This is a genomic window from Gilliamella sp. B2887 (assembly GCF_026537015.1).
Lineage (GTDB): Bacteria > Pseudomonadota > Gammaproteobacteria > Enterobacterales > Orbaceae > Gilliamella.
This window is the reverse complement of record NZ_JAFNMX010000004.1, coordinates 145,595-167,838: the sequence shown is the minus strand read 5'-3', so window position 1 is coordinate 167,838 and position 22,244 is coordinate 145,595. Positions and strand designations below refer to the sequence as shown.

Here is a 22,244-nt window from a genome sequence, read left to right as displayed (position 1 = left end):
ACAGTTTCATCAACAATACAAATTGACTTAAATGTAGTTGATATTTTGTTAACTATAATCTATTGATTAAGTTTTTTTATTATTTTCATTGCCTATTTATGCGCGATATGTTACAAATGTATATAAATTATCCTTTATTATCTTTTTATATATGGATATTCAGAGATAATTTCTCTATCTAGTCTTTTCCTGTTGCTGTTTATATAGATATCCCCCATAACTTAGTTTAGAAAGAATAAAGTGTTTTAAATATCTAAAGAAGTCTTAAAAAATTTTCCATGTCCTATATATTTGTAAATTGTCTTAAGTCGATATGATAATTGTTTTGTAACTCAATAAAACAAATTAACTCATTTCGTGCGTCTTTTTTAGGTTAAATTTTTCAAACTATGTATTTTTAAGTCATTGTTAGGAGGTATAGCAATTGATTTGTAATTTGATGAAACAAATCAACTAATTTTTTACGTCTTTTTAAGCTTGAATTTTGTCAAAAATTAAAGAAGTCATAAATCTTTTCCAAGTCATGTATCTATAAATGGTTGTTCGTTAATACACTAATTGATTTATTAATTAATAAAGTGATTTATCTGAATTAGTAATTTTCATTCAGTACAAGTTTGCAAATAAAAACTGGTTAAATCCAGCATAAATTAATTGTCTATTTGAATGGGAGGAAATAATGAATAAAGTATACAAATTAGTTTGGAATGCTAGACGTAAAGCTTTCATTGTTACATCAGAAAAGGCGCAATCAAAAGGTCGATTATTTTTAGTTAATTTATTATCTGTAGCCAGTTTAACTATGGCAATGATACCCATTAGTAATGCGCAATGTACAGACTCTTCTCTTAACAATAATCGTTGCATCCCAAAAATTACTCAACACTATTCAAATCAAACTTTATTAAGTTCACAACGTAGTGATTATCTAAATCATTTGTTGAGTGCTACACAGCGTAAGAACTCTGTTGAGATATCGATTCCACACCATGTTGAATCTAATGACGACGGTTATTCTTATACAAGTGATGCTAATGTTGATAACTTAATTATAAATCAACCTGCTGGTGATATTATCGGAGAAAAAAATGGTATTAATATTAATCATAATGGTACCGGTTCGACCAATATTTCAATTGGAGGTGATGTAACAGGTAAACAAAATGATGGTATTCATGCTTCAAACTCAATTAATGCTCAAGACTTAAATATTATAGAGATTGTTGGAGCCGATATTCATGGTAAATTAAATGGAGTTAATGTTGCTAATAATGGGAGAGGAATAACAACAATAACAACTTCTGATTCTGTTGTTGGAGAAGAAAATGATGGTATTGTTGTAGTAAATAACGATGATTCTAAAAGTATTAAAGTTACCCAATCAGCAGGAAGCATACATGGTAAAAAAAATGGTATCAATATCATCAATAGAGGTAAAGAAGATACAAATATCTCAACAGTAGGGAAAGTTATTGGCGATGAAAATGAAGGGATAAATGCTCTCAATGAACAAAATGCAGATAATATAACTATTGAACAAAATAGTGGTTCTATTAGTGGTTATTTAAATGGGATCAAAGCTAATAACTTGGGTAATGGGTCGACTGCTATTACTACTTCAGCCAAGGTTATTGGGGAAAATAATGATGGGATATTTGTTAATAATAACAGTAATACGAAAGATTTATCGGTCACCCAAACTAATGGTTCAATTAATGGAGAGTTAAACGGAATCAATGCCAACAATAGTGGTAATGGAGTAACTATTGTAACCACTTCAGGAACGGTTACTGCTAGTGAGCAAAATGGTGTGAGTATTAACAATTATGCCAATACTAAAAAATTAACTTTCAACCAATTAAAAGGCAGTATTACGGGTAAACAATATGGCATCAATATTGTAAATAATGGTAATGGATTAACATCTATTAATAGTTATGGTAATGTCGAAGGACAACAAAAAGATGGTATATTTGGTATTGGTGGTATAAATACGAGCGATTTAAACGTCAGTCAATCTACAGGTAGTATAAAAGGCGAGCTCAACGGTATTAATATGACTAACCAGGGAAACGGTTCAACCTTAATTACGACTAATGGTGAAGTGACAGGTCATCAAAATGATGGGATATATGCTGTTAATGAAGTGAATACTCATGAACTGACAATTAATCAATCTGCTGGCAATATTAATGGCCTATCAAATGGTATAAATATTAACAACAAAGGTAATGGTTCAACGATTGTTAGCACATCTGGCGATATTACAGGCGAAAATAATTATGGGATTAGAGCTGTTAATGAAACTAATACTAAAGACCTTAATATTCGTCAACCAGCAGGTAATATTCATGGCAAGCTTGATGGTATTAATGTAGAACATAAAGGCGCAGGTGCAACAACTATCGCCACTTCCGGACAAGTGATTGGCGAACAAGAAAATGGAATCTATGCCATCACTCAAATTAACACTAAAAATTTAACAGCTAAACAATCATCTGGTTATATTGTTGGTAAAAAAAATGGTATTTACTTTAATAATCTAGGAAATGGTTCAACTTTCATCAACACTGCTGGACATGTTATAGGTAACGAAAATGAAGGAATACTTGTTAATAACGAAACTCATAGTCTGGATGTTAATTTAATGCAAACCGCTGGTAGTATAAAAGGTAATTTGAATGGAATTAATATTAGCAATGAAGGAAAGGGTTCTACAGCAATAACAACTTCAGATGAAGTTATTGGAACAAAAAACAATGGTATAACTGCTGTTAATGAACAAAATACCCGAGATCTAGCTGTTTCTCAGTTAAGTGGTAATATTCAAGGTTTACAATATGGTATTAATATGATTAATAATGGTAAAGGTGCCACATCTATTAATACATCAGGAAATGTTATTGGCAAACTTAATGATGCTATTTATGCGTTTAATAACGTCAGTAGTACAGATTTTAAAATTAGCCAATTAGAGGGTGAAATCAACGGTAAACATAATGGTATGACTATTGAAAATAATGGGCAAGGTTTAACATCTATTACTACTTTAGGTAAGATAATGGGTGATGAAGGGGATGGAATAGTTGCAACGAATAATACTAACGCTAAGGATCTCAATATAATTCAATCCGGTGGTGAAATTAAGGGTAACAATCATGGCATTAATCTAGTTAACAATGGTCAAAGATCCACCATAATTAGTATAGCTGGAAAAGTTATTGGCAACCATGATGATGCTATTATAGCCATAAGCCAATCATCAACGAATAACTTATTGTTTGGACAAACAAAAGACAGTGAAATAATTGGTAACCTTAATAGTGTTAATCTTGCTAATCATGGACAAGGTTCAACGGGGCTTAAAGTAGCAGGTAAAATAGTTAGCCAAACTTTAGATGCCATAATTGCTTTTAATGATACTGATGCTAATAATCTAACATTTAGACAAGAATCTGATAGTGAAATCCAAGGTGCTAAAAATGGCATTAATTTCACTAATCAAGGAGATGGTTTTACCCGTATTTTGAGTGAAGGTAAGATTACTGCTTATAACGGCTCAGCAATCTTAGTCTCTAATGATGATTCAACCTCAGATTTACTAGTAAACCAAACAAATGGCATCATTAATGGTTATGATAATGGTATTAAAGTAACCAATAACGGTACCGGAAGCACTCAGATTAACATATTTGGTAAGGTAATCGGACAAAATGATGAATCAGGAACTGGTATTTATACCGCAGGTAAAGAAGGTTTAAAAACCTATATAAATTTAAATAAGGGTGCAGATGTCTCATCAGCTAGTGATCTCGCAATAAAAAATGAAATTACAGATTCAATTATTTCTCTTAATGACGGTTCTAAAATCAGTGGTCAAATTAGACTTGGGAATGGGAACGATACATTATTTATTAATGAAGGAGCAAATATATCAGAACTAACCGTGATAGATAGCGGTAATAAATTGACACGTGTAGATGGATCGTCTGACAATGATACTCTTAATCTTAATGTTCATCTTATCGGCTCATCAACATCTAGCGGGTCGATTGGTAATGTATCAATTGTTGGATGGGAAAATATTAATCTGAGTCAGATTGGTAGTTTAACATTAACAGGTGATTTAAACACTGATAAATTAACTCTTGATTCAGGCTCAATTGTTGATCTTCAATCGAGTGTGCATCAATCGCAAATTAGTGGAAGTGTTTATAATGGAGGAACTATTACACTTGGTAATGCATTTGCAGGCGACAGATTAATTATTGCTGGTGATTATATTGGAAACAAGGGAAAATTGGTACTTGATACCGTTGTTCAAAATAGTAATAGTCCAACAGATCGATTATTAGTAAATGGTAATGTATCAGGGAACACAGTCATACAAATCAATAATATTAACGGATTGGGTGCTGATACCAGTTATACTGATGGCATTGAATTAGTCCACGTTAATGGATTAAGTAGTAATGACGCATTTAAAATGCAAGAAGATCATTTAGATGTTGGTGCATATGAGTATTATTTGCATAAAGGCGATCTTAAAAACCAAAATAATAACTGGTATTTACGTTCCTATTTACCTAAAGACCCAACAGACCCAACAGACCCAACAGACCCAACGAACCCAACGAATCCAACGAACCCAACGAACCCAACGAACCCAACGAACCCAACGAACCCAACACATCCAATCGATCCATTGGAGCCAACCGATCCTGCTATTGATCCTGAGCCAGAAAAACCTGTTACACCAACTGGAGTAAAAACTTATCGTAAAGAAGTTCCTATGTTTGGCGCAATTGCAAAACAACTCCGATTAGCGGAAAATATTATGCAAAGTAATTTACATCAACGTATTGGTAATATGCCATTATTAGATTCGCCAATAAGTTGGGGAAGAATCATCACCAAACGTATTGATTTGAAACAAAATGGTATTACCAATCCTCGAAGCAAAGGAAACTATACTGGTTTTCAATTAGGAAGTGATCTTTGGCAAGAGGATAACTGGCGATTAGGTGCTTATTTTGGTTATTTGTACGGTAATTTAACCGTTAATGGATTTGCCAGTGGTCGAAATGGGCAAGTAGGTAAAAATGGCATAAATTCCTACTTTTTAGGAGTTTATAGTACCTATATGCAAGACGATGGTACTTATCTTGACCTTGTTTTACAAGGAGCTCGTCATCGTGTAGATGTCAAACCTGATAGTAATAAAAATAGCAAACAAAAAAGTTATGGCTTAAGTGCATCAATCGAAACAGGTAAACCATTTATCTTATCGGATAATGGCTGGAAGTTTGAACCGCAAGCTCAAATCATTCATCAATGGCTTGATATGCATGATAGTCATATTAGTGGCAATACTAAAGTAAAGCATCGTGATAATAATGCTTGGTTGTTTAGAATTGGTACTCGTTTTGAAGGGAATTTCAAAATGAACGATGCATTATTACGACCTTATGCTCGTGTTAACTTATTCTACTCACCAAGTGGTGCTGATCATGTGACATTTGCTAATAAAAATGCTGCTACGGAATTTAGCAATGGTGCTAAATATTTAAGTTCTGAAATGGCAATCGGTGGCAGTTATGAAATGAATAATCAATTCAGCGCTTATACAGAAATCGGCCATACATGGACAAATGGTGGAGCTGCAAGAGTCAAAGCACCGATTAGTGCATCTGTTGGTATTAGGGCGAATTGGTAATAGTTAAATAAGTTTTATTAATATTTGAAAACCGGTATGACATTGCGAATACCGGTTTATTTGACTATCACAATTATGTTCAATAATGCCATTCAAAATACTACCCAAAATTTAATTAAAATAACGTGATTGAAAATAACGATACATGATCATGTTATTATTGCTATCCATATCACACATAAGAATTACTTAAAATATCGTAATCAAAACCGTTTACATACGCAACACTTTATGAATTTAAAAGCCTCCTTTTTTAAAGGGGGTTTAGTTATATCTATTAATATTAAGTTTATAAAAAGAGGGCAAATTTAAATATTAGGTCGGCGTTTAGTCAGCCACTCTACAATTGCCGGATCACGATGTGAGAAAAAAGCACTGGTTGCAGTATCAATAGCAGTAATATCGATCATGTCTTGATTAGAAAGTTCAAAATCAAATATACTAAAATTTTCAGCCATACGTTCTTTTCGAACGGATTTTGCTAAACAAACTATTTGACGTTGTATTAACCATCGTAAAATAACTTGACCTACCGACTTATTATATTTATTACCAATTGTGGTTAACACAGAATGATTAAAAATATCATTTTTTCCTTCAGCAAAGGGTGCCCATGCTTCGGGTTGAATAGTTTTACTTAGCATCCAAGGTACTGCTTGTAACTGTTGGTTGAATGGATTAACTTCTATTTGATTTACGGCAGGCTTAATTTTATTAAAAGCCATTAAGTCAGCTAAGCGATCTGGGTGAAAATTACTGACGCCAATGGCTTTTATTTTTCCTTGCTCATATAACTCTTCCATTGCATGCCAAGCACCATAAATATCACCAAAAGGTTGGTGAATTAAGTATAAATCAATATAATCAACTTGTAATAAATTTAATGATTGTTCAAATTGGATTTTAGCCCCTTCATAACTAGCTCGGTTTAACCAAAGTTTGGTGGTAATAAATAGTTCTTTACGGTTAATCCCGCTTACTTTAATTGCATTTCCAACTTGGCGTTCATTTTGATAAGCTGTAGCAGTGTCTATAAGGCGATAACCAACTTCAATTGCATCTAATACTGCTTGTTTACAATATTTTTCATTAATTTGATAAACACCAAATCCTAAAGTTGGCATTTCGATACCATTATTTAATTTTATGTTTGTCATTATGATCACCTCTGCTATAAAAAATAAACTGAGAACACCAAATGTTATTGTAATTTTTGATTATTTATCATAAATATTATTTAGTAAAGTGAAAAAGTCTGAATCAGTAAAATAATGTTCCTCATATTATGAAGTTTACAAACATTGTCTAAAGTTTGAGTTTCAGATTAATTATTAGAAAATTTTTTTAAATTCATTTAAATTAAATATACTTAGAATATTTTAACATGGCATTATTAAAAACTTCACATGTTAATATCCAATTTTTTCTGATGGTTTGCTAATATTATTTTCTCTAAATCTTCATAAAATTATGACACCCGATCACTGATTTTTACTATCCTTATCAATAAAAAAGAAATAACAAATCTTAATAATAAAACAATATCATATTAAAAATAGTTATCATGATAATTTTTTTATAGTTTTACTATTTAATTATGGTAATGTTTTGACGTTATATTCTTATATAGGGAAATACTATGTCTCATTCAACCAATAGATTGATTCGTTTTTATTTTAAAGTAGGGCTGATACCACAAATTGTATTAGGGTTAATTTTAGGTATCACTTTAGCTGCTCTTTCGAAAGATCTTGCGTTAGATATGTCCTTTATTGGATCACTTTTTATTAATGCTTTAAAATCAGTCGCTCCAATTTTAGTACTTATTTTAGTTATTGCATCAATATCCAACCACCAACATGGTAAACGCGCTAATATGGGCGAACTTCTTACTCTTTATTTTTCTGGTATGATGTTGGCCGCTTTATTAGCAACCGTTGCTAGTTTTATTTTTCCTTCTGATATTTCCTTAGGTGATGCTGCTGACCAAATTAAATTAACTCCTCCAGGAAGTATTGTTGAAGTTTTAAAAACTTTGTTTAACAAAATGATAGACAATCCAGTTAATGCGCTTGTTAATGCTAATTATATTGGACTAATTATTTGGGGAGTTGGTATTGGGATTGCGTTAAGGCACTCAAGTGAAACAACCAAGACGATGATGAATGATCTTTCTTTAGCCATTTCATTCATTGTGAGAATTATTATTCGCTTTGCTCCATTGGGGGTTTTTGGTTTGGTTTCTTCAACACTTGCAGAAACAGGTTTTGGGGAATTACTAAAATATGCCCATCTATTAATCGTATTAGTGTCTTGTATGTTAGTTGTGGCATTAATTATGAATCCTTTATTAGCTTATATTGTTATGCGTAAAAATCCTTATCCACTGGTTTTAACTTCATTAAAAGATAGTGCTATTCCAGCTTTCTTTACTCGCAGTTCAGCGGCAAATATTCCTGTTAATATCGAAATTTGTAAAAAATTAAAAATGGATGAAGATACTTATTCCGTGGCCGTACCATTGGGTGCAGCAATTAATATGTCAGGTGCAGCAATTACTATCACTATTTTAACTTTAGCTACCGTAAATTCTTTGCATATAGAAGTTGATATTCTTTCTGCGGTATTACTTTGTATTGTGACGAGCATATGCGCGTGTGGTGCATCAGGAATCGCGGGGGGGTCTTTACTGCTCATTCCTGTAGCTTGCAGTATGTTTGGTATACCTAACGAAATTTCAGCTAAAGTCATTGGTATTGGTATAGCTATTGGTGTAATTCAAGATTCTGTTGAAACTGCGCTTAATTCATCAAGCGATGTTGTATTTATTGGTGCAGTATCAGAAAAAGTAAAGCGTAATAAAACAAAATAGTTTGTAGAAATATAGAGTTATCAATTGGGTTTCGCTTATATTAATTGCCTGACAAAATTATAATTTGTTAGGTTTTTTTACAATACAACAAGTTTAGTTTATAGGCAAATTATTGCATTTATTGATATGACTATTTATCATAATTTAAAGCTCAATCATTTATATTCACGCAAAATGTTGGAACCTTATGCCATTTAATCAAAATACTTCTGCCTCGACGACTACGAGAAAAGGTAATACAAAAAAAGGTAATGAGACTAGATCTGCATTGATTCGTAGTGGAATTGAATTAATGACTACCTATGGGTATATTTCATCAAATATTGAAAGTATCTTAAACCAAGTAGGTGTTCCCAAAGGCTCCTTTTATTATTACTTCAAAAGTAAGGAAGACTTTGGAAGAACTATCATCGCTAGCTATGACAGTTTTTTTGCTCACAAATTAGATAAGCATTTAACCAATTCATCAATTGAATCAGCAATTGATCGAATTAAAGCTTTTTACGAAGATGCAAAGCAAGGTATGGCAAAGTATGATTATCATCGAGGCTGTTTAATTGGTGAATTAATTCAAGAAGAATCGCTTTTACCTCAAGGTTATGCATTATTGCTTGAACAGGTATTGCAAAGTTGGCAAATTAAAATAGAGAAATGTCTAGAATTAGCAAAAAATTCAGGAGAAATTAGCTCAAGAATTGATTGTAGATTATTAGCAGAATTTTTTTGGTTAGGTTGGGAAGGTGCAGTAACGCGAAGCAAATTGCTAAAAAAATCAGAACCGTTGGATACATTTATTACTACTTTCCTGAGTATGATTACCAAATAGAATGTAACATTATAATTTATTGTAAATTGTTTATTTACACCTCGTAATAGTGCAATTTATTGCTTTTTACTAGACAGTTGGTCTATAATTTTTAGACCGTTCGTCTATTAATGGCGATTAAATTACCTAACTGACGTGCTAAATTTCTTCGGTTAATTATTCATTCATTGGTTTATCATTCATTACACAATAAGGAATCTGTATGTCATTCAATGCTATTATTCTAGAAAACAATGAAGTTACTGGGTTTTCCCAATCTTTAAAAATCTTAACTAAACAACAATTAATGCAACAACAAGGCGATACCTTAGTAAAAATACACTATTCAAATATTAATTATAAAGATGCATTAGCATTGACTAATAAAAGTCCTATTGTTAGGCAATGGCCAATGGTACCGGGTATTGATGGTGTAGGGACGGTAATTGAATGTCAAAGCGATCGTTACCAATCCGGTGATTTGGTTATTCTAAATGGTTGGGGATGCGGTGAAACACACTGGGGTTGTCTTGCTCAATATGCCCATTTGAAATCAGATTGGTTAATCCCGTTACCAAGCAATCTTACTCCTCATCAATCAATGACTATTGGTACTGCAGGATATACGGCTGCTTTATGTGTTGGGCGTGTAGTTGATTTTGGTGTTAAGCCAGAAGATGGTAAAGTTTTAGTAACAGGAGCGACAGGTGGTGTGGGTTCAGTTGCAATCGCGTTATTAAGTAAATTAGGTTATCGGGTTACTGCTTCTACAAGTAAAGTGATGGATGAAGATTATCTGCGTAAACTGGGCGCAGCCGAAATTCTTGATAGCCAATCTTTGAAAGAGCCAAATAGACCACTACAAAAAGAGTTATGGTCAGCAGCAATCGATGTCGTTGGTTCCTATACGTTAGCTAACATTTGTGCACAGACTCGATACGGAGGTATTGTCACCTGTTGTGGTCTTGCACAAGGTATTGATTTCCCCGCAACGGTTGCACCGTTTATTTTACGAGGAGTAACATTAGCTGGTGTTGATAGTGTGATGGTAAATTATGATGCACGAATTGCCGCTTGGCAATCAATAGTACAAAACTTTGACGAAAAACTGTTTTCTCTTATCGGTAAAACAATTACGTTAAATGAATGTTCTAGCGTAGCTAATAAACTGATAGCTGGACAAATTAAAGGTCGTTTTGTGGTTGATGTTAATCGATAACGTAAAAATATCATCATAAATTTTCGATAATTCAGCGGTATAGAAAAGTTACCGCTCATTCAAGTTAAATAAATAGCCGATTTTAATATAAACCTAAAAAAGATTAATTAAGTAATAAACCTTGTATTTTTTGTTAAATCAGACTAAATTTAATTTACATAAGCTATTTTGAACATGAAGTTCGCAAAGATCCTTTAAAATCGTCAATATTTTATGAGTTATTTAAAAGGGGGAATGTGATATGCCTTATCAAACCCGAGATGATCTACCAGAATCTGTTCGGCATGTTTTACCTGCCCATGCTCAGGATATTTTTAAAGAAGCATTTAATAGTGCCATAAAAGAGTATCAAGATCCTAAAAAAAGACGAGACAATAGTTCGCCTGAGCAAATTGCTTTTCGTGTTGCTTGGTCGGCGGTTGAAAAGCTATATCATAAAGATGAAAACGGCAAATGGGTCGCGAAATAGTTACTTTAATGATAAAAATACTTTTTAACATATAATAATGCTATCGAATTGATGAATAACAAAAAAGTATAAGATTTAAGCCAACCTGGAGGTTGGCTTATTTATATTTAAGTTAAGTAATTAAAATATTTATTTCTTTTATTACCTACCTCAAACCCTTTAGTGAAGTAGAAAAATACTTACCGCAACATATCGATTATTTATAACGTCATTATCAATCCATTCATCCTTTAATATCACTATTTTAAAAAATTAATAAAAACTTTGAGCTTTTTTGCTTTTTCAAGTTCTATATATGTATGTTATCTACTAAATAAAATTATTTTAAATTTATTCAAGTCTATCATTCTATTATGAAGTGATTTATTAGAGATGAAAAATTTAAGTAAAAAAAGAGGATAGCTAATGAAATCAGCATGTTATTGGGATGAATAAGCCTTTCAAAAATTATGGTCGTCAAACTAATGATTAATTTATTATTGGTTTAATTGTATTTGACACATATGCTGGTTATTTCTAAAAATTTACCTACCAAATTTGAACATAAAAATATTTAACTATGTGAAATATTTATGATTTACATCTCGACGCTATCTCTTTATTTTAAGGTTAAATAAATATTCCTTATTATGTTTTCTTTTTTTATTTTTCCTTATCAATACGGAAAATATTGGTTCGTAATTTGATTTTTTTCCTTTTATACTAAATTTGAATTCTCAATAAATAATAGGTACTTGATTATGAATAGCAAAGGTTTACCAAAAGAATTTTTATGGGGAGGCGCTGTTGCCGCTCATCAATTAGAAGGTGCTTGGCAGGCTGGTGGTAAGGGACCTAGTGTTGCTGATGTGATGACAGTTGGGTCGCCTAAAAGTTATCGAAAAATCACTGAAGGTATTATTCCAGGTGAGTATTATCCTAATCATGAAGCTATCGACTTTTATCATCATTATAAAGATGATATTAAACTCTTCGCTGAAATGGGTTTTAAATGTTTTCGAACCTCGATTGCTTGGACTCGTATTTTTCCAAAAGGGGATGAGCCTGCTCCAAATGAAGAAGGCTTGAAGTTTTATGATGATCTTTTTGATGAATGTTTAAAATATAATATTGAGCCAGTCATAACCCTTTCACATTTTGAGTTACCTTATCATTTAGTTACCGAATATGGTGGCTTTCGGAATCGTAAATTAATTGATTTCTTTGTTCGATTTGCTGAGGTTTGTTTCGATCGTTATAAAAATAAAGTGAAATATTGGATGACCTTTAATGAGATCAATAACCAAGCTAATTTTAATGAAGATTTTGCGCCGTTCACTAATTCTGGTATTTACTATCAAGCTGGTGATGATCGCGAACAAATTATGTATCAAGCGGCCCACTATGAGTTGGTTGCTAGTGCAAAAGCGGTGCAAATAGGTCATGCGATTAACCCCGATTTTAAAATTGGTTGTATGATTGCGTTAGTACCAATTTATCCTGAAACGTGCAAACCATGCGATATTTTAATGGCTCAGAAAGTCATGGAACGTAAATATTACTTTACTGATGTCCATGTGTATGGCAAATACCCAAATTACATTAAAAAATATTGGCAACGTAAACATATCAAACTTGATATTACTCAACAAGATTTGGAAGTGTTAAGGAAAGGAGCGGTTGATTATATTGGATTTAGTTATTACATGTCGAATGTGATTAGACACAATATAGGTAATGACTATTATGATTATAACGAAAAAACCGATTTAGTTGGGAATCAATATGTCAAAAAATCTGATTGGGGTTGGCAGATTGATCCGGAAGGCTTGCGCTACACTTTAAATTGGTTAACTGATATGTATCATTTACCTCTTTTCATTGTGGAAAATGGTTTTGGTGCGTATGACAAAGTTGAAGCTGATGGGAGTGTTCATGATAGTTATCGTATTGAATACCTTAAAGAACATATTAAACAAATGAAATTAGCGGTTGAAGAAGATGGTGTTGATTTGATGGGATATACACCTTGGGGTTGTATTGATTTGGTGTCAGCTGGAACGGGTGAAATGGAAAAACGTTATGGTTTTATCTATGTTGATAAAGACAATAAAGGTAATGGAACCTTAAAACGAAGTCGAAAAGATTCATTTGCTTGGTATAAAAAAGTCATTGAGTCAAATGGTGAAACGTTATAACGATTTAAATTCATTAGGAGAAGTTATGAGAAAAGCGTTAATTATTTGTGCAGCCGGTATGTCATCATCGCTTATGGCTAAAAAGGTAACTGAATATTTCGCCTGCAAGAACATACCAATTGAACTTGATGCGGTATCAGCAACTGAAGGTAGTAATAAAATAAAAAATAGTGATTTTTCACTGTTTTTAATTAGCCCTCAGACCATGATGATGTTTGATAAATTAAAAGCATTAGGTGATGAAGTAGGTAAACCAGTCATCAGTATTCCATTTCAAGCTTATATTCCTATTCAATCTGGTGTAGAGCAATTAGCTAAATTAGTTGAGGACAATATTAATTAAAACATAAAAGATCCGATTTTACCTTTTTTAACATGATGCGATTGTTTGATTAAAAGATCGCATCATAAAAATGGTTCCAATCTTTAATCGCCTTATTAATAATTTACTCCTTTTGGATAGATTTAGCTAATAACTTAGGTATAGTAGATAATGATAAAACATAAACAACGAGAACTCATTAGTTTACTAGTTCGTTCTAAAAATGGATATAAAAGTAGTCAAGAACTTGCTACGGAATTATCGTTATCTGATCGTACCGTACGTACTTATCTTAAAGATTTAAAAACTTTGATTGAATGTAATGGGGGGAATATAGTTAGTAAGCAAGGATATGGCTTTCAGTTAAAGATTTTAGATAGAACTTCGTTTAACTTATTTTTAATTGAACATCATTTATTTGAAAAAAATATTGAACAATCCCAATGTCGTGAAGCCAGTGAGCGAAAGCATTTTATCCTCAATTTGTTGTTACTTGAGAGCCAAAAAGTTGATATTGAGGATTTATCGGAACAGCTATTTATTAGTTCATCACAATTAAACAAAGATATTGCTGAAATAAAATCTCAATTACTGACTTATGAATTAACCCTTAAAAAAAATCGATCTTTAATTTTTGTCGATGGCGAAGAAAAAGCCAAACGCCATTTTATAATGAGTTACTTTTTTCATGAAGATTCAATTAATTTTTTACACCATTTATCTTATTTCAATCAATCTTGTGAAGCCATTAGTTTTGATACACTCACCATCATTATTTTAGATGAGTGTCGTGAAGCACATATCAAATTATCTGATGTTATGATTCAAAATATTGTTTTGCATCTATCACTGAGCATTAAGCGTTTACAATCAGGGCTTTCTATTCAAAATCTCAACTTACCCGTTTCAACCAATACAACAGTTGAATATCATGTCGCCTATAAAATCATTGCACGTATTGAATCAATAATTGGTTTTCACTTTCCAAAACAAGAGCAAATGTATCTTACTTTGCATTTGATGAGTAAATCCAATTTAATTCAAGATGTTCTTGATGATGATCTCTGCTCTTCATTAACTAACTTACTTCTAAAAATTCAACAAGAGACTACTTACCCTTTTTGGCATGATGAACAATTGAAGAATGGACTTATTCAACACTTAAAGCCCATGTTAGTGCGTTTAGAGCAGAATATAAAATTGGAAAACCCACTAATTGATGAAATTAAGAGTCAATATTTTGACGTTTTTGTATTAGTTAAACATTATTTAAGCCAATTACCAAATTTGCATAAATATGAGGTTAATGATGATGAATGGGGGTATTTGGCATTGCATTTTTTAGCTTCGCTTGAAAAGTTAAAAAATGAACAAAAAGTTAAAGTTTTGATCATCTGTGCAACAGGATTAGGCAGTGCGCAATTACTAAAAAATCGGGTCGAAAGCGAATTTGATGAGCGTGTAAAAATAGTTGCAACACGTGGTTATTATGAGATTGAACCCGAAATGATAAATGACATTGACTTTATTATTTCTTCCGTTGACTTATCATCGAAAGTATTTAAAGTGCCCGTATTTCATGTATCGGTATTCTTTTGTGAAGAAGACGTTCAAGCAATTCGTCGATATCTTTCTCATAGACAAGTGCCGAATTTATTACTAAAAGATGCCTTATTACGAACAACGGATCACAAAAAACAAAATCATTTGAATTATATTTCTCAGATTTTTGATGATATTGTCGCCGATTATTTTCATTTGTGTCAACAAAAGCCAGATAAACAAACGCTATTAAATCATTTACTTGATTCATTATCAGTTAATGAAGAAAAAAACTTCAAGCATGAGATGAAAAAGCAAATGGAAAAACGTATGACTATAGGCGAAATACTTTTTAGTCCAACCATTGTAGTTCCGCATCCAGCTATACCTGTTGGTAAAATAACGAAAATAGCCATTGCCGTAATACCCGATGGTTTGTTTTGGGATGAAGATTATCAGGATATTAAGTTTGTTTTTATGATCTCTCCATCAATTTATCAAAATTCCAACTTAGCTATGATGACAAAAGCAATTATTAACTTAATTGATGATTTATCCATGCAACAAGCGATGTTGGAAATTTCAGATTTTAATCAATTTAAATCACTTTTTATCCAATTAATTAAAAAAGGAGCGTAGCAATGAATGACAATATGAGCTCAGAAGATATTCAAATTACCGCTTTCAATATTATTTTGCATAGTGGTAATGCTAAAACCAAAATCCATTCCTCTTTCGAATCAATGAGAAATTCTAAGTTTGATAAGGCAAATCAGCTTTTAGAAGAGGCGAATGAAGAAATTTTAGAAGCCCATAAATCACAAACAGAGTTACTTCAGTCTTATGCAAATGGGACTAAAATTGAGATGGAAATTATTATGGTTCATGCTCAAGATCATTTAATGACCACAATGACTCTTCGTGAAATTGCAATTGAGATGTCTTATCTATACCAACATATATACAAGTTATCAAATCAATAAAGAGGTTAGTGATGAATACTCCACTAGAAAACCAATTTAAGATGCATAAACAAATCAGTATGACTAGTCTCTATTTTAATCGCTTTTTAGCAGTTCGTTATACCACAGCATTTTTTCTATTTTTGAATCTTTACTGGACAATTTTTTTGATGGGAAGCTTATCAATAGCTATCTTATTACCACTCATACTCATTATTCTTGCTACCTTAACCAGTGTCGAGCAAATTAAACTTTATCGGAGTCATCAAAACCATTTACGATATGCTAGTCTTTTCTATCGAATGATGTTGATAAGTGGCATTATGCTCATTGTTTCAATTTATACTCCATTATTTTACTTTTTCTTTCCATTTTTAAAATATTCCCAAGAGGCTTTAAAAGTATTAGTAAGTATTTTGGCAGTAAGTTTAGTTTTTACAATTTTTATACTGTTTAAACTGAAAAAGATTGAGCGTAATGAGGACAAACATTTTAAGAGAATTCAAGCTTATCAAGAAATCATTAATTAAATGAGGAAAACAAAATGAATAACGGATTTGTGTTGTTACAAAAATATTTAATGACTCCGATGGCGAAAATATCGCAGTTTAAAATTGTTCGAGCAGTAATGGCGGCGGGAATGGCATCAGTTCCTTTTTGCATTGTGGGATCGATGTTTTTAGTATTTAATACCTTACCGATGACATTTATGGGATTAGAAACCGCTTTTGAAAATTCTGTTTTTAAAATAAGAGATCTTTATATGATAGCTAACACTGCAACAATGGGCATATTAGCGCTTTATTTTAACATTGTTGTTGGTTATGAATTAACTAAAATTGAGGAAGAAGAAACAGGCTTAAAAGTTAATGCCCTTAATGGTGCAATGCTATCTGTTTTCGCTTTCATTATGACATTGCCAGAATTAGTTATGCAAAATGGAACGATAGTTTTATATAATGACCAAAATGAAGCCGTCTATAACGGATTAAGTCTAAACCCTTTTGTTGTTAGGTTAGGAACTTCAGGTATTTTTATTGCAATTGTTATGGCAATTTTAGCCACACAACTTTATTTTATGTGTGTACGTCGTAATTGGGTGGTTAAAATGCCTGAAACCGTTCCATTGGGGGTATCACGATCATTTACTGCACTTATACCAACATTCGTCATCGCATTTGCAATTATTATTTTAAACGGTATTTTGATTTATTTTGGTACCGACATTTTTAATATCATCGGTATTCCATTTATCTTCGTAACCAATTTAACTAAAAGCTGGCTTGGTATTATGGTGATACTATTTTTAATCCATGCTCTTTGGGTTGTTGGTATTCACGGCGCAAGTATCATTGGTGCATTTATTACACCGATAATGCTTACCAATATGAATGAAAATGTTGGCGGGGCAGCAATTCCGTTTGCTGGAGAATTTAATAACTCCTTAGTAATTTTAGGTGGTTCAGGTTCGACACTTCTTATGACATTCTTTATTGCTTTTTGTGCTAAATCAAGCCAATTAAAGATTTTAGGTCGTGCATCTGCCGTTCCTGCGATATTTAATATTAATGAACCAATTATTTTTGGTATGCCTATTGTATATAACCCATATCTAGCTTTACCATTTTTATTAGCACCAATGGCATGTGGTACTCTGGGCTATTTTGCTATCAATTATGGCTTTATGAATCCAATCATTGCGTTAATACCTTGGCCTTCTCCAATGGGATTAGGTGCATTTATTGGGACTGGTGGTGATTATCGTGCTATATTTGTGGCCATACTTTCTGCAATCTTGGCTCTACTAATTTATCTTCCATTTGTAAAAATTTATGATAATAAGCTTTATAAAGAAGAAAAAGCCAAAATTGGAAATCAAGAACAATGAGCTTAATTGCTGATGAATTGAAAAGAGTGTAGATAATTGTATGTGATTAATTACGCTCTTTCTATTTTCCTGAGTTTCTACCTGAAAAGTAAATAAAGCCCAAAGTTAGATTATCCTGATTTTATTGTTGATTATTATTTGCTCACATCCTTGATTTTATATGGTACGTTGATTAATAGCTTTTCATTAAATACACAATCTCAAGTTTATTTATTTTTTATTTATGGGAAGAAATTAATCATTTATTTTAGGAGATCTAAAATGTTTTATTTTAAACATAGGTTGATCAAGTATAGCTGTTTTGTTGTGTTTTTAATGATAAGTTGGCAAGTAATTCCAACTGAAAATATCCAACCAAAATTTGAATCTGGAGCGGTTGCCTCTCCTGATTATTATGGAGCCATCGCTGCCAAAGAGATGTTAACCAAAAATGGTAATGCTGTCGATGCGGCTGTAGCTACAGCTTTTACATTAGCGGTCACTTATCCTGAAGCAGGTAATATAGGTGGTGGCGGATTTATGACACTTTGGTTCGATGGTAAGCCATATTTTCTTGATTATCGTGAAGTGGCCCCTGCCAAAGCAAATAAAGATATGTTTCTTGATGATAATAAAAATGTCATCGATAATTTGAGTTTATATTCTCATAAAGCGTCCGGAGTTCCAGGTACAGTAGCAGGTATGTGGGCTGTTCATCAACGCTTTGGTCGGTTAACTTGGAAAGAAGTTATGGCGCCAGCAATTCGATTTGCTCAAGATGGATTTATGGTTGATAAGCAATTAGTGACTCGTTATCAAGAAATAGAACAAACGGCACCTACCAATGGTCACTTTAAACACTATTTTGGTACTATGCGAGCAGGGCAGATGTTTAAACAACCTGAACTAAGTAAAGTATTACAACGTATTGCAATTCAGGGTAGTGATGGATTTTATAAAGGAAAAACCGCTAAATTAATAGCGCGGCAAATGTCAAATAATAACGGTTTAATCACCGAAAGTGATTTAGCTAATTATCAAGCAAAATGGCGCAATCCTTTAGTAGCTGATTGGCACGATATGCAGATCATTACAGCACCACCACCAAGCTCAGGTGGAGTAGGTTTAATTCAATTATTATCTATGAAACAAGAGTTATCTAATGATTTTAAAAGTATTAAAGTTAATTCATCACAGTATATTCACTTATTGGCAGAGATAGAAAAACGTGTTTTTGCCGATCGAGCTGAATATATGGGAGATCCTGATTTTGTAACAGTACCCGTCTCTCAATTAATTGATACTCATTATATGGCTAACAGAGCTAAACAAGTTAATCCAAAAAGCATTTCTAAAACTGAACAGGTTAAACCTGGTTTGGATAGTCGTGAAAAATTACAAACAACCCATTTTTCTATTGTGGATAAATGGGGTAATGCGGCTTCTAACACCTATACACTTAATGGTTGGTTTGGTTCTGCTGTCGTTGTACAAGGTACGGGTATTATACTAAATAATGAGTTGGATGATTTTAGTAGTAAACCAGGCGTTGCTAACCAATTTGGCGTTATAGGTAAAGATGCAAATGCAATAGAACCATATAAACGACCTTTATCCTCTATGTCACCAACTATCTTCATAAAAGATAATAATGTTGTAATGGTTATTGGTACGCCTGGTGGCTCAAGAATTTTTACCTCCATCTTTCAAGTTGTAGCTAATGTTTTTGATAATCATATGTCTCTTAAACAAGCTGTACAGGCACCACGCTATCATCATCAATTATTACCAAGTAATATTATTTATATCGAAAGTTTTCAAAATAGTGTTCCAGAACCATTGAAGACTGAGCTAGAGCAGATGGGATATAGTTTTTATCAACAAGATTTTAGTGGGGATATTCAGGTTATAAAAATTAGAAATAATGAACCTATTGCAGTATCAGATATCCGTGGGCGGGGTAAAGCAATAATTGTAAAATAAAACATTTATAATAGTAATTTATCTGATTGTATCGAATAAATTGCTAGTAACAGATAATAAAAAAAACCCGCCAATTTGACGGGTTTCTTTATTGAATGATAATTATTCAGGAATAATTTCAATAATAAGTTTAGCAAAAGCTTCGCTGTGTACTTGGAAGAACACCTCGTGTTCACCAGTTGTACGTAACACACCATTTGGTAAACGAACTTCGCTTTTTGATACTTGAACACCACGAGCTTTAACTGCATCAGCGATATCACGAGTACCGATAGAACCAAATAAACGACCTTCGTCACCAGCTTTAGAAGCAATGGTTACTTTTTCAAGTGCGTTAATTTCGTTTACACGTTGTTCAGCGGCTTTTAATGTTTCAGCAAGTTTTGCTTCTAAATCAGCACGACGCGCTTCAAAGAATTCAATATTCTTTTTAGTAGCTGGTACTGCTTTACCTTGTGGAATTAAAAAGTTACGTGCGTAACCCGCTTTAACATTAACTTGGTCGCCTAAGCTGCCTAAATTAGCAACTTTATCGAGTAGAATAATTTGCATTATATGTTCCCTCTGTTGCTAATTACTGATGGTTGTCAGTATATGGTAATAATGCCAAGTAACGAGCGCGTTTAATAGCGCGAGCTAATTGACGTTGATATTTTGCGCTAGTACCAGTAATACGGCTTGGTACAATTTTACCACTTTCTGTGATATAGCTTTTTAATAAAGAAACATCTTTATAATCAATTTCTTTAACGCCTTCTGCTGTAAAACGGCAGAATTTGCGACGACGGAAATAACGTGCCATTTGGCTATTCTCCTAATAGTTTAACTTGGTCAGCATGTAAAACAAGTTGGCTTGTTTTATTACGTTTTGTGTGAGTACTTATAAAACCACTCACTAAAACTTTGCTGCCTTTTTTTATGTAACTTAACTCTTGTTGTCCACTGACAATTACAGGTACTATGCACCATGCTTGTCGGGTAAGTTCTGCTTCAATTTGTTTAGAGACATGTTCTAAATAAAACTGACAATGCGAGATCCCACTTGGACTCACTTTTTGCATCGGTGTTTTTTTTACAATACCCGATAACACTAAACGATTATTCGTCAGAATCATCGTCCATGTTTACTTCGCTAAAATCTTCTTCAGAGTTACGACGCTCATCTTTAGCTTTTAACATAGGTGAAGTTTCAGTTACAGAATTTTTGGTACGCATAATTAAACTGCGAATTACTGCATCATTAAAACGGAAGTTATCTTCAAGTTCATTAACAGCTTCTTGAGTTGCTTCAACATTCATTAACACATAATGTGCTTTGTGCAGCTTTTCGATAGGATAGGCTAATTGACGACGACCCCAATCTTCTAAGCGATGAATTTTACCACCATCAGTGGTTAATGTACCAGTATAACGTTCAATCATACCCGGTACTTGTTCACTTTGATCTGGGTGAACCATAAATACTATTTCGTAATGACGCATTATCGCTCCCTACGGATTAATCAGCTTTCTGTCGGGGCAACCGTAACCCATTGAAAGCAAGGAACATGAAAATAAACGGTTGAAATCGACGGGGCATTATATATCAACTTATTTTAATTGACAAATGAATATATTAAGATTGTCTTCACGTAGACTTAAATTTATATTTAGAAATTTAAGTCTGGGTATAATACTAATGAATCGGTATAGACTCCTGAATAATTTTTACAAAAGTCCGTTTTTTTGATTTTAAATTTGTTTTTGTAAATCATTCTTGACAAAAATCTTGTTGCCTTTTGATTAAACATAAGCTATTTAATAAAATGGCTAGTAGGCTGGTTCTGATATTTTTTATATTTAAATAAAAGGCTACACGCTAAAATGTAACGATATCTATACATTATTGATATCAAAATATGTTATGCTTGAGCCAATACAATTTTTTACTTATAGACATACGATAAAAAGGAGAAACGTGATGGCTCAGGAAACTATTTTTAGTAAAATTATTCGGAAAGAAATTCCTTCTGATATTGTTTTTCAAGACGATAAAGTGACCGCTTTTCGTGATATATCGCCTCAAGCTCCGACACATATTTTAATTATTCCAAATAAACTTATTCCTACCGTTAACGATATTCAAGAAGAAGATGAGATTGTACTTGGGCATATGGTGCTTGTTGCCGCAAAAATAGCCAAACAGGAAGGTATTGATGAAAGTGGTTACCGTTTAATTATGAACTGTAATAAAGATGCGGGACAAGAAGTCTTTCATATTCACATGCATTTGTTGGGTGGAAAAAAATTAGGTCGATTAATAGGTTAATA

Annotated in this window: 18 protein-coding genes; 13 read left to right on the top strand and 5 right to left on the bottom strand. The window is 32.6% G+C overall.

Annotated features, from left to right (window positions below; genetic code table 11):
- The first annotated feature begins 679 nt into the window (after positions 1-679).
- Positions 680-5,716 (top strand): autotransporter outer membrane beta-barrel domain-containing protein, encoded by a 5,037-nt coding sequence (locus tag J3U13_RS05190; protein ID WP_267340597.1) that lies wholly within the window; start codon positions 680-682, stop codon positions 5,714-5,716.
- Positions 5,717-6,024: 308 nt separating this feature from the next.
- Here J3U13_RS05190 and J3U13_RS05185 read toward each other — a convergent pair whose 3' ends face one another.
- The gene (locus J3U13_RS05185; protein ID WP_267340596.1) at positions 6,025-6,873 is read right to left on the bottom strand and encodes an aldo/keto reductase; all 849 of its coding nucleotides are present in this window, start codon (positions 6,871-6,873) and stop codon (positions 6,025-6,027) included.
- Between the two features lie 482 nt (positions 6,874-7,355).
- Between J3U13_RS05185 and sstT the strand changes: the two genes are divergently transcribed.
- The 11 genes from sstT (at position 7,356) to ggt (ending at position 19,934) form a co-directional block, all read left to right on the top strand.
- On the top strand, positions 7,356-8,588 hold the full coding sequence (gene sstT / locus J3U13_RS05180; protein ID WP_267340595.1) for a serine/threonine transporter SstT: 1,233 nt from the start codon (positions 7,356-7,358) through the stop codon (positions 8,586-8,588).
- A gap of 187 nt (positions 8,589-8,775) precedes the next feature.
- Positions 8,776-9,414 (top strand): TetR/AcrR family transcriptional regulator, encoded by a 639-nt coding sequence (locus J3U13_RS05175; protein WP_267340594.1) that lies wholly within the window; start codon positions 8,776-8,778, stop codon positions 9,412-9,414.
- A 202-nt stretch (positions 9,415-9,616) separates the two neighbouring features.
- Positions 9,617-10,612 carry an MDR family oxidoreductase gene (locus tag J3U13_RS05170; protein WP_267340593.1) on the top strand — a complete coding sequence of 332 codons (996 nt, stop codon included), beginning with the start codon at positions 9,617-9,619 and terminating at the stop codon, positions 10,610-10,612.
- A 241-nt stretch (positions 10,613-10,853) separates the two neighbouring features.
- Positions 10,854-11,081, top strand: coding sequence for a ChaB family protein (locus J3U13_RS05165; RefSeq protein ID WP_086289315.1), 228 nt, complete (start codon positions 10,854-10,856; stop codon positions 11,079-11,081).
- A gap of 740 nt (positions 11,082-11,821) precedes the next feature.
- Positions 11,822-13,258 (top strand): 6-phospho-beta-glucosidase, encoded by a 1,437-nt coding sequence (locus J3U13_RS05160; protein WP_267340592.1) that lies wholly within the window; start codon positions 11,822-11,824, stop codon positions 13,256-13,258.
- Between the two features lie 25 nt (positions 13,259-13,283).
- A complete protein-coding gene (locus J3U13_RS05155; RefSeq protein ID WP_267340590.1) occupies positions 13,284-13,601 on the top strand; it encodes a PTS cellobiose transporter subunit IIB in 318 nt (105 codons plus the stop codon).
- 150 nt (positions 13,602-13,751) lie between these two features.
- On the top strand, positions 13,752-15,761 hold the full coding sequence (locus J3U13_RS05150; protein ID WP_267340589.1) for a BglG family transcription antiterminator: 2,010 nt from the start codon (positions 13,752-13,754) through the stop codon (positions 15,759-15,761).
- 2 nt (positions 15,762-15,763) lie between these two features.
- Positions 15,764-16,105: a PTS cellobiose transporter subunit IIA gene (locus tag J3U13_RS05145; RefSeq protein WP_267340587.1), complete on the top strand. Its 342-nt coding sequence runs from the start codon at positions 15,764-15,766 to the stop codon at positions 16,103-16,105.
- Positions 16,106-16,116: 11 nt separating this feature from the next.
- Positions 16,117-16,614: a hypothetical protein gene (locus J3U13_RS05140; protein WP_267340585.1), complete on the top strand. Its 498-nt coding sequence runs from the start codon at positions 16,117-16,119 to the stop codon at positions 16,612-16,614.
- 14 nt (positions 16,615-16,628) lie between these two features.
- Positions 16,629-17,972: a PTS cellobiose transporter subunit IIC gene (gene celB, locus J3U13_RS05135; protein ID WP_267340583.1), complete on the top strand. Its 1,344-nt coding sequence runs from the start codon at positions 16,629-16,631 to the stop codon at positions 17,970-17,972.
- A gap of 315 nt (positions 17,973-18,287) precedes the next feature.
- Positions 18,288-19,934: a gamma-glutamyltransferase gene (ggt, locus tag J3U13_RS05130; protein ID WP_267340582.1), complete on the top strand. Its 1,647-nt coding sequence runs from the start codon at positions 18,288-18,290 to the stop codon at positions 19,932-19,934.
- Positions 19,935-20,036: 102 nt separating this feature from the next.
- Here the strand turns inward: ggt and rplI are convergent, their stop codons facing one another.
- The 4 genes from rplI to rpsF are packed head-to-tail and all read right to left on the bottom strand — an operon-like array spanning position 20,037 to position 21,416.
- Positions 20,037-20,486, bottom strand: coding sequence for a 50S ribosomal protein L9 (gene rplI / locus J3U13_RS05125; RefSeq protein WP_039129438.1), 450 nt, complete (start codon positions 20,484-20,486; stop codon positions 20,037-20,039).
- A gap of 22 nt (positions 20,487-20,508) precedes the next feature.
- Complete coding sequence (gene rpsR / locus J3U13_RS05120) at positions 20,509-20,736, bottom strand: 30S ribosomal protein S18 (RefSeq protein ID WP_025314965.1); 228 nt, start codon at positions 20,734-20,736, stop codon at positions 20,509-20,511.
- 4 nt (positions 20,737-20,740) lie between these two features.
- Positions 20,741-21,046, bottom strand: a complete 306-nt coding sequence (gene priB / locus J3U13_RS05115; RefSeq protein ID WP_416380640.1) for a primosomal replication protein N — start codon at positions 21,044-21,046, stop codon at positions 20,741-20,743.
- Positions 21,033-21,416, bottom strand: coding sequence for a 30S ribosomal protein S6 (gene rpsF, locus J3U13_RS05110; protein ID WP_267340580.1), 384 nt, complete (start codon positions 21,414-21,416; stop codon positions 21,033-21,035). Before rpsF ends, priB begins: the two co-directional genes overlap by 14 nt.
- Before the next feature lie 478 nt (positions 21,417-21,894).
- Here rpsF and J3U13_RS05105 point away from each other — a divergent pair, with 478 nt between their 5' ends.
- On the top strand, positions 21,895-22,242 hold the full coding sequence (locus tag J3U13_RS05105) for an HIT domain-containing protein (RefSeq protein ID WP_267340578.1): 348 nt from the start codon (positions 21,895-21,897) through the stop codon (positions 22,240-22,242).
- Positions 22,243-22,244 lie beyond the last annotated feature (2 nt).

Coding starts and splice junctions, on each gene's coding strand:
- sstT (WP_267340595.1), top strand. CDS start 7,356: ATGTCTCATTCAACCAATAGATTGATTCGTTTTTATTTTAAAGTAGGG.
- celB (WP_267340583.1), top strand. CDS start 16,629: ATGAATAACGGATTTGTGTTGTTACAAAAATATTTAATGACTCCGATG.
- J3U13_RS05160 (WP_267340592.1), top strand. CDS start 11,822: ATGAATAGCAAAGGTTTACCAAAAGAATTTTTATGGGGAGGCGCTGTT.
- J3U13_RS05190 (WP_267340597.1), top strand. CDS start 680: ATGAATAAAGTATACAAATTAGTTTGGAATGCTAGACGTAAAGCTTTC.
- J3U13_RS05155 (WP_267340590.1), top strand. CDS start 13,284: ATGAGAAAAGCGTTAATTATTTGTGCAGCCGGTATGTCATCATCGCTT.
- rplI (WP_039129438.1), bottom strand. CDS start 20,486: ATGCAAATTATTCTACTCGATAAAGTTGCTAATTTAGGCAGCTTAGGC.
- J3U13_RS05140 (WP_267340585.1), top strand. CDS start 16,117: ATGAATACTCCACTAGAAAACCAATTTAAGATGCATAAACAAATCAGT.
- rpsF (WP_267340580.1), bottom strand. CDS start 21,416: ATGCGTCATTACGAAATAGTATTTATGGTTCACCCAGATCAAAGTGAA.
- J3U13_RS05165 (WP_086289315.1), top strand. CDS start 10,854: ATGCCTTATCAAACCCGAGATGATCTACCAGAATCTGTTCGGCATGTT.
- rpsR (WP_025314965.1), bottom strand. CDS start 20,736: ATGGCACGTTATTTCCGTCGTCGCAAATTCTGCCGTTTTACAGCAGAA.
- J3U13_RS05170 (WP_267340593.1), top strand. CDS start 9,617: ATGTCATTCAATGCTATTATTCTAGAAAACAATGAAGTTACTGGGTTT.
- J3U13_RS05185 (WP_267340596.1), bottom strand. CDS start 6,873: ATGACAAACATAAAATTAAATAATGGTATCGAAATGCCAACTTTAGGA.
- ggt (WP_267340582.1), top strand. CDS start 18,288: ATGATAAGTTGGCAAGTAATTCCAACTGAAAATATCCAACCAAAATTT.
- J3U13_RS05175 (WP_267340594.1), top strand. CDS start 8,776: ATGCCATTTAATCAAAATACTTCTGCCTCGACGACTACGAGAAAAGGT.
- J3U13_RS05150 (WP_267340589.1), top strand. CDS start 13,752: ATGATAAAACATAAACAACGAGAACTCATTAGTTTACTAGTTCGTTCT.
- J3U13_RS05145 (WP_267340587.1), top strand. CDS start 15,764: ATGAATGACAATATGAGCTCAGAAGATATTCAAATTACCGCTTTCAAT.
- J3U13_RS05105 (WP_267340578.1), top strand. CDS start 21,895: ATGGCTCAGGAAACTATTTTTAGTAAAATTATTCGGAAAGAAATTCCT.